This window comes from Erwinia sp. 1181_3 (genome assembly GCF_052824965.1).
In genome coordinates this window covers 619,709-632,543 of the sequence record NZ_VTDE01000001.1, presented here as the reverse complement: position 1 = coordinate 632,543, position 12,835 = coordinate 619,709, and the positions used below count along the sequence as shown (strand labels likewise).

Sequence of the window (12,835 nt, the reverse complement as noted above, 5' to 3'; positions counted from 1 at the left end):
GGACTTCCATGAAAATAAAAAGTAAGGCACCGTCAGCGCCTCAAGACGATTCAAACGGGTTCGATCTGGCGCATCTTGTGGGACAGTTCATTGACCATCGCTGGATAATCGTTGCGGTTACGGCGTTATTTATGTTGATGGGCACGCTTTACAGCCTGTTCGCCACGCCGATTTACAGCGCGGATGCCATGGTGCAGGTTGAGCAGAAAAATGCCAACACCGTGTTGAATGACCTGTCGCAGATGATGCCCAATGCACAACCTGCGTCAGCGACTGAAGTGCAAATTGTTACCTCACGTATGGTGCTGGGGAAAACGGTGGCAGATCTCGGCCTTGATGTGCTGGTGCAGGAGGATTATTTCCCGGTGATCGGTAAAGGCCTGTCACGCATGATGGGCAATAAGCCGCAGCAGATAGCCATTTCTCGCTTGAAAGTGCCGGCTATCTGGGATAAACGCCAGCTAACGGTCGAAGTCGATGGGCCGGACAGCTACACCGTCAGCAAAGACGGCGATGAGCTGTTTAAAGGTAAAGTCGGCCAGTTTGAACAGCACGGCGATGTCACCATGCTGGTCAGCGACATTCAGGCAGAAGAAGGCACCAGCTTCACCGTGTCTAAACTGAGTGACCTGCAGGCCATCAAACTGATCTACAACAACCTGACCGTTGCGGATATGGGCAAGGACACCGGCGTGCTGGGCCTGACCTATACCGGTGAAGATCCAGTATTGATCAGCCAGGTGCTGAACCAGGTGATTAATAACTATCTGTATCAGAACGTTGAGCGCAAATCTGAAGAAGCCGAGAAGAGTCTGGCCTTCCTGAAGAACCAGCTGCCTGATGTTCGCAGCAAACTGGATGTCGCAGAAGACAAGCTGAATACCTTCCGTCGCCAGAATGACTCCGTCGATGTGTCGCTGGAAGCGAAGTCTGCGCTCGACTCTTCTGTCAGCATTCAGACACAGCTGAACGAACTGACTTTCCGTGAAGCGGAAGTGTCACAGTTGTTCAAGAAAGATCACCCGACCTACCGCGCCCTGCTGGAAAAACGCGCCACGCTGGAAGGTGAGCAGAAAAAGCTGAACGGCAAAATCAGCCAGATGCCGCAGACTCAGCAGGAAATTGTGCGTTTAACGCGTGATGTGCAGGCAGGGCAGGAAATCTACATGCAACTGCTGAATCGTCAGCAGGAACTGAGCATCAGTAAGGCCAGCACCGTAGGTGATGTTCGCATCATCGACCATGCGGAAACCGCTGGTACGCCGGTCGCACCGAAAAAACTGTTACTGATTCTGGCCAGTCTGGTGGCAGGCCTGGTGGTATCGGTGGGTCTGGTGCTGCTGAAAGCCCTGTTCCATCATGGCATTGATAACCCTGAACAGCTGGAAGAGCTGGGCCTGAGCGTGTATGCCAGCGTACCGCTTTCCGAATGGCAGCGTAAGAAAGATGCCGAAGCACTGGCGAAACGTAACCTGAAAGGTAAAACAGACCCGCACAACACGCTGCTGGCACTGGGCAATCCAACGGATCTCTCCATCGAAGCAATCCGCAGCCTGCGCACCAGCCTGCACTTCGCCATGATGGAAGCGAAAAACAACATTCTGATGATTACCGGTGCCAGCCCGGGAATAGGTAAAACCTTTATCTGTTCTAACCTGGCAACGCTGGTGGCGAAAGCCGGTCAGAAAGTGTTGTTTATCGATGGCGATATGCGTCGCGGTTACACCCATGATTTGCTGGGTGCTGACAGTAAAACGGGTCTGTCGAACATTCTGTCCGGTAAGACACCCTTTACCCCGGATCTGATCCAGCGCGGTGATTACGGTTTTGATTTTATTGCGCGTGGTCAGGTGCCGCCTAACCCGTCTGAGCTACTGATGCACAGCCGCATGAATGAGCTGCTTGACTGGGCCAGTCAGCACTATGACCTGGTGTTAATTGATACCCCACCGATTCTGGCTGTGACCGATGCGTCTATTATCGGCAAGCTGGCGGGAACCTCCCTGATGGTGGCGCGTTTCGAAACCAACACCCTTAAGGAAGTGGAAATCAGCTACAAACGTTTCGCCCAGAACGGTATCGATATTAAAGGGGTGATCCTCAACGCCGTAGTACGTAAGTCAGCTAATGCCTATGGTTACGGCTATGACTATTACGACTACAGCTATAAGCAGGATGCAAAGAGCTAATATCCCTGAGGAACCTTTATACCGAAAGGGTAAAGGTTCCTTTTTTTCTGGTGAGTGTTTGTTTGTAACCGTTTAAAAGGTGCCTGGTAATGAAGGATATTTTCTTTTCGATCGTCATTCCTGCATATAATGCATCCGAATCTATTGTAACCACGCTGGATTGTGTGGCGGCGCAGAGTTACCAGAATTTCGAAGTGATCATCGTTGATGATAAATCGGCTGACGCCGATAAGCTGGCCGAACTGGTGCAGTCAGAGCGTTACCGCCAGCTGAAGATTAATCTGGTGCTGTCGCAGGAAAAACTGAACGGCTCCGGTGCGCGTAACAAAGGTATCGAACTGGCAACGGGCGATTACATCAGCTTCCTTGATGCGGATGATGAGTGGCACAAAGACAAGCTGATTGAGACCCTGAAGCTGATTCATCAGTTGGAAGGGCAGGGCAAGCAGAAGTTCGTGATTTACAGCCAGGTCAATATTATTCAGGATGGGCAGTTCCTGAAGGTGTTGCCATTGCAGCAGGTGGGGCGCCATGAAACCGTGGCCGAGTATCTGTTTGGCTGCTATGGCTTTATCCAGACCAGCACCATTGTGCTGAAACGTGAATACGCGCAGGATATCCGCTTTGATCAGAAGTATATCCGTCACCAGGACTACGACTTCTGCATCCGTGCTGACAAACTCGGCTACGAGTTTGTGATGATTGACCAGCCGCTAGCCAACTACCATCTGGTCACCAAATTTGGTTCTAAACATAAAGGCGAGTCGGTGAAGTATTCCTTCTTCTGGCTCGACAACATGAAGCCGTATCTCACCCGGCGTGATGTTCACACCTATAAAGCGTACAAACTGCCGCTGCGTTATAAGATGGACGGTAAGTCGTTCCAGGCCAGCCTCAGCTTTGCCCGCTACTTTTTCTTAACCAATAAAGATAACCGCACTTACTTCCTCAATCGTGTGAAAGACAAACTTCGGGCAAAACTCGGAGGGAAGTAACGTGAGCAGAAGAATAATAATTGGGTGGGAAACACTATGGCAATATATTGGATAGTCAGTTACAGCATTCTGATTTTATGTTTCTTTGAACTGGCGACGATTAACCAGGCGAATGAGCCAAAAATGAAGCGCGTGACCACCTACTTCTTCTTTATCGCGGTGGTGGCGTTGATTATGTTTGCGGGCTTCAGGGGCCCCAACTCCGGTATTGATGACTGGCAGTATCTGGGTTTCTTCTACGATTTTTCCCGTCAGTCGAGTATCAGTGGTTATGAAACCGTGGCGGATATTTACCGTTACGAAAACCTGTTTATGTTACTGGCATGGATATTGTCGTGGTTCACCCATGAAAGCTACTTTTTCCTGCTGTTCATCAGTTTTATTGCCGTATCAACCAATGCCTGGATTTTTAAGAAGTATTCACCGTTGATCCTCTGTTCGCTGTGCCTCTACTCAGCGCACCTGTTCATCAACAAGGATATGAACCAGATTCGTTTCGGGCTTTCCAGCGCCTTCGCGGTGGCCTGCATCTGTTCGGCCGCCGGGCGTAAATATTTTCTGGCGTTTGTTTTTCTGGCGTTCAGCACCCAGTCACACTCAACCGGCTATGCGGTACTGATGGTGTTACCGTTCCTGTTCCTGCGTGAGCGTAAATACTTTGGTATTGCGATGGTACTGGCGGCGATCCCGCTGGGGCTGATCGGCGGGAAAAAGCTGTTCCTGGACTCACTGGGGATTGTTCCGGTGATCGGGGACCGAGCGATGGGCTATAGCGGGACGGTATTTGATGCCGCCTCACCGGTCTTTGGTCTGGCGAACTTAAAAAACATCGCCTTTATTGCCTTCTTTACCGTGGTTTATTTTAACCGTCCGATTAAAGAAGAAGACCGTATTGCCTACATTCTGTTTATCGCTTACTCGGCCGGTGCCGCCGTGCGTATCATTTTCTCGGACTTCTCCATTATCGGTGGACGAGTCGGGAACCTGTTCCTGCACTGTGAACCGTTATTGCTGGCGTTTTTGATGATGCGTATCCGTCACACGCTGCTTAACTTTGGGCTGCTGTTTGCCATGACCTCTTATTATCTGGCGTACAACACCATTCTGTCAGTGCAGTCCATCAATGGTTACAGCATTGCACCGTTATTCCGTCTTTTTTAACGCCAGCGGGCGAGGCGTGCCTCGCCCCTACGTTTCCCCAGATATATTTCGTAGGGGTCAGGCATGCCTGACCCGTAATCTTCGACAGATGTATTTCGTAGGGGGCAGGCCTGCCTGGTCCGTAATCTTCGACAGATGTATTTCGTAGGGGGCAGGCCTGCCTGGTCCGTAATCTTCGACAGATATATTTCGTAGGGGTCAGGCCTGCCTGGTCCGTAATCTTCGACAGATATATTTCGTAGGGGTCAGGCATGCCTGACCCGTAATAAAAATAGGGTATCAGATGAATAATCAAATCGGCACGGTAGGGATTATTATCCCGATGTACAATGCGCGCGCGACCGTTTTGCGTGCGGTGCAGTCGGTGATTGATCAAACGTATACCGACTGGCGGATCTATCTGATTAATGATAAATCCACCGATGACTCACTGGAATTTGTGCAGCAGCATTGTACTGACCCGCGGATTACTCTTCTCAGCAATGACGTCAACCTCGGTGCAGCAGAAACACGCAACGTGGGATTAAAAGCCGCGACGGAGCCGTTTATTGCCTTCCTCGACAGTGACGATGAGTGGGCCAGCAATAAGCTGATGTTGCAAACCGCCTGCCTGGCGGCCGGTGATGACCTGGTGATCAGTCATTATCACTATCAGTCACGCACGAAATCCTACGAGGTCCGTTACGGTAACCCTGTGTTGCTGAAGGATAACTTCGTTAAAAAGCAGTTCCGTATCTGCTTCTCTTCTGTCTGCTATCGTCGCCCGGCGCGTCAGGTGCTGTTTAAGAAGAAAGGGCATGAAGACTTTCTCTTCCTCTATGAGCTGTTCGAGCAGTACAAGCAGGCGCGGGTGATTGATAAAAATCTGGTGACCTATTATGAAATGGGGGACTCCCTGTCGCGTAATAAAAATAAAGCAGCGAAATGGCACCTCGATTTACTCAAGTACATTTATAAAAATAACCCGCTGAAGGTTTATTACTACTACGTCTGGTACATGGTTAATGGCGTGTTGTTTACCTTAAAACATCGCTGATCTGAGGTGGCTGAAATAATGAAAAGAATCGTACTGGTCATCAAGGATGCGTATTCCTATGCCGGAACTGAGAATATCTGTAACTTCATGTCAGAGTGCTTCGGTGAGCAGCATGAGGTGACCATCTATTCACTGGAAGGGTCGGGAGAACCGTTTTATCCTTTCAGCCAGGTACAGCAGATCGTCAGCTTCGCTGGCGAAAAAAATCCGCTTAAGGCCGCCGTGAAGCAGATTCAGCAGCAGCAGTTTGACGCGGTGTTTCTGATCAGCATGGGGCGCCTGAGCGTGATGTTTGCGCTCTACAGCATGATGACCCTCAAAAAGAAAACCGCCCGCGTCTATGCCTGTGAACATGTGGCGATTAACTCCTTCAGTAAACCGATCAAACTCCTCAAGTACCTGATGCTGCGTTATTACGACCGCGTGATCGTACTGACCGATAAAGATCATCAGGTGTTCAACGGCTGGAATATCGCCAGCAAAACCATCCCCAATCCTGTGGTGTACAAAAATCTTCAGCGCACAACGCGGCACTATCAGGCGCTGGCGGTCGGACGTCTGGATCATCAAAAAGGTTTCGACCTGTTGCTGGATGTCTGGCAGGGCTTTGTTGCCAGCAATCCTGACTGGACGCTGGTGATTGCCGGTGACGGTGAGCTGAAAGATGAACTGATCGCGCAGGCAGCAAAGCTGAACATCAGCGACAGCGTTAATTTCGTTGGCCGGGTGAGTAATATCAACGACTACTACCGCGACAGCGATATGGCGCTGATGACGTCGCGCTATGAAGGTCTGCCATTGGTGTTGCTGGAAGCCAAGTCCTGGTCACTGCCTGTTGTCGCGTACGATTGCCCGACCGGGCCGCAGGAAATTATTAATCATCAGCAGGATGGTTTCCTGGTGGCGATGAACGACAAAGCCCATTTCATTGCCAGTATGAACCAGCTCGCTCATGACGATGACCTGTTCTATGCGATGAGCGCCAGTACCCAAACCACGGCCCTTAAATTTGACGGCCGCGTGATTAAAGAGAGCTGGCTGTCCCTGGTGTAAGGGCGCTTCAGGTTCCAATTGAGTATCTCTGGACATCCGTTTCCTGCCTGCTTTGCAGGCTCCAAAAAATTGACCATGGGATAACACCAATGAAAAGAAGAGAATTACTCACGGCGTTCTCGTCGATTCTTGCCGGACTCTCTGTCAGCTCTATTTCCAGTGCGGCGGCGGCGAAAAGCGATCCTTCTCTGGCGTTAAAAGGGATTACACCCGGTGAGCTGCCGAAAGGCGATGTGCCGATTCTGACGCCAGAGAATGTCTACACCATGCCAGACCAGTTCTGGAAGAATTTCAACGGTAAACTGTTTATCGGTAAAGCGGGTACGGACCCGACCCAATCCGGAAATCTGATTAATCTCTATCTGCGCGATGCCTCGGGCAAACTGTCACAGGTACAGCAGCCCGTTGCCTTGAATAAGGGCAACTTTGAGCAGTTTATCGCTGACAATGCAGCACTGATTGCCGATCCTTCGCACTCTATGGCGGTGGTCGATGATGCCGGAAACACGCTGTTTAATATTCCGGATGTAACCCGTGGCGCGAATAATTTTAGCCAGCGTCTGGCGCAACCTGCCGGGTATCAGCTGATTGGTGAAATTCCTTCGGTTGACGATCTGCGTAAAACGCGCCCGCTGTTTAGTGGTGCAAAAATTAAGCTGAAAAGCTGGCATGAGGGGCTGGAAGTGGGCGGCGGTGAGTTCGTTGGCACACTGGAAGCCGCCAAAGACGACGGAGGGGTAACGATCTCCTCCGGTGCGGATTACCACTGGCGCCGCGTGGTGGAGGACTTCAACCGTCTGACCTTGTTTGACTTCGGTGCGATTGCCGATGGTAAAACGGACAGTGCTCCGGCGATCAAAGCGATGTATCAGTGGGCGCAGGATGCGAACCAGCAGATCTGCCTGCAATTCCCGGCGGGCACCTTCTTCGTCAGCGCCTGTGATTTCTCGCAGCAGCAGACGCGTTTCTTCCGCGTCTCCGGTGCGATGGTGAACTTTGGCTATTTCCCGGCCACCACCATCGTCTCCAACGGCGATTCTGACTTCATTTTCAAGGTCAACACCCGCTGGGTGGAAGTCAGCAACCTGCAATTTAACGGTCGCACCGACACCCAGCCGAACAAGCAGGGCTTCTTCGATAACCAATGCGAAGGCGGCCAGTATTTCCGTGGCGCCTGCCTGCGGTTTGTTCGCGTTGGCGGCACGGCGATTAGCCTGATGGATACCCTCGACTGCAAAATTGATCAGTGGTATGCGCTGCGCTGTAGCGGCGACGTGATCAAGTCTGTCTGGTCCAATGCACCTAAGGGTAAGTGGGATCACAGCACGGCCATCGAGCTGTCTAACTTTAATGCACAATACTGCACCGACGGTAAGGTGCTGAACCTGCAACGCTGCGGTCAGTCGCTGATCCACAACGGCTGGATTGAACACACCGAATTCCCCGGTGATATCTCGAACGGGCAGTGGATCATTGATGCGCTGAGCCTGGAAACCTGTAAAAACCCGCTGATTGCGCACAACTCGCGTCTCAATATGCGTCAGACCAATCTTCAGGCCGGTAGCTGGATTGATAATTCGCTGGCGGAAGGCGAGTGGCTGGGCGCCTGGGAACGCGGTTCCACGCGCGTGGAGTCTTACGGCGTGGCGGTTGATGGCAGTATGAAATACAACTACCTGACCTCACGTTTTCGCATCGAAAACAACAGCGACCAGCAGAAGTGGGTGGAGCTGGGCAATATCTATACCCCGGATGTCGGCGATGCCTGGGAGATTGAAATCTTCGGCCAGTCCTCCTTCAGCAACGGCAGCGGCAATGCGCCGCTCAACAAAGTGGTGGGGGACAAAACCACCGGCGGAAGGGCGATTGTCAGCCTGCAACGGAAAACCCACAAGTTTGAAGCATCCTGGCATGCCGAAGGGGCCAGCCCGGTGCTGGATGTGATGATTGTGACACCGCACGACACCGATGTGCGGGTGTTTGTCAAAATCGATGGCTGGGTGGCGTCGGCCGGAGTGTTGATCAAAACCACCGCAAAAGATCGCTTTAAGACCGGCCGCTGCGCACGTTTCGACAGCAAAATGGCATTTGGCAACGCCCCCTCGGGCAAGGATGTCAGCCGCGCAAGTCAGCGTTTCAGCTTGCATAACGGCAAGGCCGGAATCGGCGCGAATGAGGCGGGTGATTTGCTGATGGCTTCCCGTCCACTCACCGCCGACCAGGTCAATACGGATCACCCGGAAGGCTTTGTTTCTATCGTGCTGAATGGCCGCCAGGTCGCCATCCCGTACTTTTCACTGAAATAAGTGTCGGTTTTCCGTTAAGACCAGGCAATTTCAGAGTTATCAGGCTGTTTTTCCTCGGGCAGGACAGGCAGCCTGTTTTAAACGATTCAGCTGCATTGATGGGCGTTAGCCTGTAAAAATTACAAAAATTTTTCTGGAGTAGTTATGAAGATTTTATTAGTTGGCAATCATACATGTGGAAATCGTGGTGATGGCGCTATTTTACGCGGGATTATTGATTCGTTGAACCTGGCAAGGAACGATATTGATATCGACATTATTAGCCGTTATCCAACCAGTTCTGGTTACCTGCTCCAGCAAGACATTCTGCCTGATGCGCTCTTTTTGCAGACCAAAAAGGGCAAAAACAAGATCGTCGATAAGATCAAACGCCGCCTGATGCCAAAAATTATGATGGCGCATATCGCGAATAAGGGCGTGTTCAAGCTGTTTCCGGTGCCGCAGTATTTACAGGAATTCAGCGACAACCTGAAGCAGTACGATGCGATTATCCAGGTTGGCGGTTCGTTCTTTGTGGATCTGTACGGTCCGTTGCAGTTTGAGCACTCACTGTGTGCGCTGCTGGCGAAGAAACCGATCCATATGATCGGCCACAGCGTGGGCCCGTTCCAGAAGCCGCGTTTCAATGAAATTGCGAACTTCGTGTTCGACCGCGTCGATAGTCTGGTGCTGCGCGAAAGCGTCAGCCTGGAGATGATGAAGCAGGGCGGTATCACCACCGGGAAAGTGGTAAAAGGTGCTGATACCGCCTTCCTGGTCCGTGCACGTGAGGTGGAAGAACCGGGTCATAACTTGGTGCACTGGCAGCAGGTCATTGACCAGCAAAAAACGATCGCCATTACCGTGCGTGAACTGGCACCTTTCGATAAGCGCCTTGGGGTGACCCAGCAGCAGTACGAAGCGGCGTTTGGACGTGTGATCAACGCGATGATTGCACGTGGTTATCAGGTGGTCGCCTTCTCCACCTGTACCGGCATCGACAGCTACAACAAAGATGACCGTATGGTGGCAATGACACTGAGCGATCATATTGAGCAGAAAGATAAGTACCACGTGATCATGGATGAATTTAACGACCTTGAGCTGGGTATCCTGCTGGGTCAGTGCCATCTCACGATTGGCACCCGTTTACACTCCGCAATTATCTCAATGAACTTTGGGACACCAGCGGTGGCGATTAACTACGAGCACAAATCTCTGGGCGTGATGAACCAACTTGGGCTGCCAGACATGGCCAGCGATGTGAAGAGTCTGATGGACGGCAGCATTATCACGCGGGTGAATAATGTGCTGGATAACTATGAGGCGGTGAAGCAGCAGGTTGATACGGCTGTGGAACAGGAACGGATCCTGGGTAACCGTATCACTGACGACGTGGTCAAACGCTTAGGGTGAACCAATGAAACTGACATTTTTCACGATGCGATTTCCGGTTTCCTCGGAAACCTTCGTACTGAACCAGGTGACGCATTTTATTGATATCGGCTACGACGTTGAGATCATTTCGGTTTTTCCGGGCGACCTGGTGAATCGACACGGTGCGTTTGACCGTTATCATCTGGCAGAGAAGACCCACTATCTGCTGCCAGAAGAGAAGGTCAGTAATGCGGATAAATTGAAACAGCGTCTGCAAATTGTGCTGCCAAAAATCCTCAATACCGCCACGTTAAAATCCTTCAATATCGGGCGCTATGGCGCCCAATCCAGCAAGCTGCTGCTGCCGGCAATTGTGGCCGCCAACAAAACCCCGTTCGTTGCCGATGTGTTTTTAGTGCACTTCGGTTATGCCGGGGCGCTCGCCAATAAACTGCGTGAACTGAATGTTCTGCAGGGCAAGCAGGCGACCGTCTTCCACGGTGCCGATATTTCACGCCGCCATATCCTCGACGAGCATAAAGATGACTATGCACGCCTGTTTACCCAGACCGAGCTGCTGCTGCCTATCAGCCACCTGTGGGAGAACAAGCTGATTAGCATGGGCTGCCCGGCAGAGAAGATTCATGTAACGCGCATGGGCATCGAGCCGGAGAAATTTAATCTCAAAATCAGGGATTCTCTCCATCAGCCGCTGCGCATTCTTTCCGTGGCGCGCCTTACCGAGAAGAAAGGGCTGGGCGTGGCAATTGATGCCTGCAAAATCCTTAAAGCGCAGGGCGGACAGTTTGAATACACCATTGTCGGCAACGGTGACCTCGAAGAGGAACTGCGTGCCACCATTGCGGCGGCCGATCTGACTGACTGCGTGAAAATGGTCGGCTTTAAGCCGCAGGAAGAGATCAAACGCTATCTCGATGAAGCCGATATCTTCCTGCTTCCGTCGCTGACCGCAGCGGATGGAGACATGGAAGGGATACCGGTGGCGTTGATGGAAGCGATGGCCGTCGGGCTGCCGGTGGTGTCCAGCGAGCACAGTGGTATTCCTGAACTGATTGAACACAATGTGTCCGGCTGGCTGGCACCGGAAGGCGATGCGAGCGCCCTCGCCGCCATTCTGCTGAAACTGTCACAGGGTGAGGCCGATATCGCACCGGTGGTGGTGGCCGCACGGCACAAGGTAGAAACCGAATTTAACCAGCATATCGCCTACCGCGAACTGGCAGAGATTCTGGAGCAATTAGCGTGAGTAGTTTAAAAAATCAGGCCGTATGGCTGTTTGGTGGTACCTGTTTCGCCGCCGTGTTACAGGTGATACAGCTTGGGGTGCTGGCGCGTAAGCTGGAGACCCACGAGCTGGGTATTCTGGCGATTATTAACGCCATTCTGGCCGTGGCGATGGTGTTGCAGGATATGGGGATGAGCAGCTACATCGTCCATCGCCAGAACATCACCCGCAAGGAGCAGAGCACCATCTACTGGGTGAACGTTTTACTCAGTCTGATGACCGGATTGCTGTTGATCGCCATTGCCTGGCCGATCGCGCATTTCTACCACATTCCGGAACTCACCGGGCTGATCATGCTAACCAGCATTAACTTCCTGGTACTGGGATCGCTGTCGCAGTATCAGGCCCATTTCGTTAAAGCCAAACGCATGGTGCTGCTGGCGAAGATCGAAATGGTCACCAAGTTTCTGGCCTTTGCACTGACGGTGGGGCTGCTTTACTACTCGCCGCTCAATGTCTCTGCGGTGATCCTCGGCCTGTTTGCCAATGCCGCGATGCGTATTCTGTGCATGATTTGGTTTGGTGAAAAGTCCTGGCGGCCGACCTTCGAGTTTGATAAATCGACGTTCTTCAGCTCGATGAAGTACGGTGTGTATCAGCTGGGCTCACAGACGATTAACCAGTTACGTACTCAGGCCGACTCCCTGATCGTCGGTAAAGTGATGGGCGCTGAAATGCTCGGGGTATACTCACTGGCGAAAGAGCTGGTGCTGCAACCGCTGAAACTGGTGACGCCGGTCATTAATCGCCTGGCACTGCCACGCTTTGCTGAGAAACAGCATGAACCTGCGCAGTTGCAGAAGCTGTTCCTGAAAGGCACCTTCATGATCATGCTGTTCAGCAGCCTGATGTATCTGGCGATAGGTATCCTCTCCCCGGTGGTGGTGCGCGTGCTTTACGGCCCGGCACACGAGGCGGTTGGGCATTTGATCCCACTGATGCTGCTGTTCGGTATGCTGCGTCCGATGGGCGGGCTGACCGGCGCGATATCTCAGGCTAACGGCCGTACCAACGTCGAGTTCTGGTGGAATGTGGTGGCAAGCATCATCGTGGTGCTGGTACTGGCAACCACCTGGATCTGGCCGAACGTCTGGTATGTGGCGCTGACGCTGTCGATTTCTCAGGTTCTCATCTCTGCCTTTGCCCATCCGTTCTTTATCAAACCGGTGATTGGCATTCCGTTTATCCCCTATGCTCGTCAGTGGATGTCGGTGGCGGTGGTGTTTGTCGGGATCATGGCGTTGGTGAGTTATTTCAATCTGTTTATCAGGCCGGAATGGTTCACTCACTGGCTGTAACCCGGTAATAAATATAAGGTCACCGTGATGGTGGCCTTTTTTATTGCTGGCCCTGGCTGCTTATTTTTCAGATTAAGATTATACTTGTGAATCATCTCTTTAATGCATAATCAATGGACGTTTTTTACTTCATTT

The 12,835-nt window shown here is 51.9% G+C and carries 9 protein-coding genes; all 9 read left to right on the top strand.

The features are described 5' to 3' along the window. Positions 1 to 8 precede the first annotated feature (8 nt). The 9 genes from wzc (at position 9) to FY046_RS02885 (ending at position 12,700) form a co-directional block, all read left to right on the top strand. Positions 9 to 2,189 carry a tyrosine-protein kinase Wzc gene (gene wzc / locus FY046_RS02925; RefSeq protein ID WP_133841527.1) on the top strand — a complete coding sequence of 727 codons (2,181 nt, stop codon included), beginning with the start codon at positions 9 to 11 and terminating at the stop codon, positions 2,187 to 2,189. Positions 2,190 to 2,278: 89 nt separating this feature from the next. Beyond that, positions 2,279 to 3,184, top strand: coding sequence for a glycosyltransferase family 2 protein (locus FY046_RS02920; RefSeq protein WP_446185735.1), 906 nt, complete (start codon positions 2,279 to 2,281; stop codon positions 3,182 to 3,184). Between the two features lie 36 nt (positions 3,185 to 3,220). Further along, positions 3,221 to 4,345, top strand: a complete 1,125-nt coding sequence (locus FY046_RS02915) for an EpsG family protein (protein WP_133841529.1) — start codon at positions 3,221 to 3,223, stop codon at positions 4,343 to 4,345. A 283-nt stretch (positions 4,346 to 4,628) separates the two neighbouring features. Continuing rightward, complete coding sequence (locus tag FY046_RS02910) at positions 4,629 to 5,381, top strand: glycosyltransferase family 2 protein (protein WP_259151500.1); 753 nt, start codon at positions 4,629 to 4,631, stop codon at positions 5,379 to 5,381. A gap of 18 nt (positions 5,382 to 5,399) precedes the next feature. Then, positions 5,400 to 6,434: a glycosyltransferase family 4 protein gene (locus FY046_RS02905; protein ID WP_133841531.1), complete on the top strand. Its 1,035-nt coding sequence runs from the start codon at positions 5,400 to 5,402 to the stop codon at positions 6,432 to 6,434. Positions 6,435 to 6,523: 89 nt separating this feature from the next. Continuing rightward, complete coding sequence (locus tag FY046_RS02900; RefSeq protein WP_339506712.1) at positions 6,524 to 8,740, top strand: phage tailspike protein; 2,217 nt, start codon at positions 6,524 to 6,526, stop codon at positions 8,738 to 8,740. A gap of 144 nt (positions 8,741 to 8,884) precedes the next feature. After that, on the top strand, positions 8,885 to 10,135 hold the full coding sequence (gene wcaK / locus FY046_RS02895) for a colanic acid biosynthesis pyruvyl transferase WcaK (RefSeq protein WP_133841533.1): 1,251 nt from the start codon (positions 8,885 to 8,887) through the stop codon (positions 10,133 to 10,135). Positions 10,136 to 10,139: 4 nt separating this feature from the next. Further along, positions 10,140 to 11,363: a glycosyltransferase gene (locus FY046_RS02890; protein WP_446185734.1), complete on the top strand. Its 1,224-nt coding sequence runs from the start codon at positions 10,140 to 10,142 to the stop codon at positions 11,361 to 11,363. Next, positions 11,360 to 12,700 carry an oligosaccharide flippase family protein gene (locus FY046_RS02885; protein ID WP_171149128.1) on the top strand — a complete coding sequence of 447 codons (1,341 nt, stop codon included), beginning with the start codon at positions 11,360 to 11,362 and terminating at the stop codon, positions 12,698 to 12,700. The genes FY046_RS02890 and FY046_RS02885 overlap by 4 nt, the downstream gene beginning before the upstream one ends. The last annotated feature ends 135 nt before the right edge of the window (positions 12,701 to 12,835 follow it).

Excerpts from the sequence above, each read along its gene's own strand:
- wzc (WP_133841527.1), top strand. The coding sequence starts at position 9 with ATGAAAATAAAAAGTAAGGCACCGTCAGCGCCTCAAGACGATTCAAAC.
- FY046_RS02920 (WP_446185735.1), top strand. The coding sequence starts at position 2,279 with ATGAAGGATATTTTCTTTTCGATCGTCATTCCTGCATATAATGCATCC.
- FY046_RS02915 (WP_133841529.1), top strand. The coding sequence starts at position 3,221 with ATGGCAATATATTGGATAGTCAGTTACAGCATTCTGATTTTATGTTTC.
- FY046_RS02910 (WP_259151500.1), top strand. The coding sequence starts at position 4,629 with ATGAATAATCAAATCGGCACGGTAGGGATTATTATCCCGATGTACAAT.
- FY046_RS02905 (WP_133841531.1), top strand. The coding sequence starts at position 5,400 with ATGAAAAGAATCGTACTGGTCATCAAGGATGCGTATTCCTATGCCGGA.
- FY046_RS02900 (WP_339506712.1), top strand. The coding sequence starts at position 6,524 with ATGAAAAGAAGAGAATTACTCACGGCGTTCTCGTCGATTCTTGCCGGA.
- wcaK (WP_133841533.1), top strand. The coding sequence starts at position 8,885 with ATGAAGATTTTATTAGTTGGCAATCATACATGTGGAAATCGTGGTGAT.
- FY046_RS02890 (WP_446185734.1), top strand. The coding sequence starts at position 10,140 with ATGAAACTGACATTTTTCACGATGCGATTTCCGGTTTCCTCGGAAACC.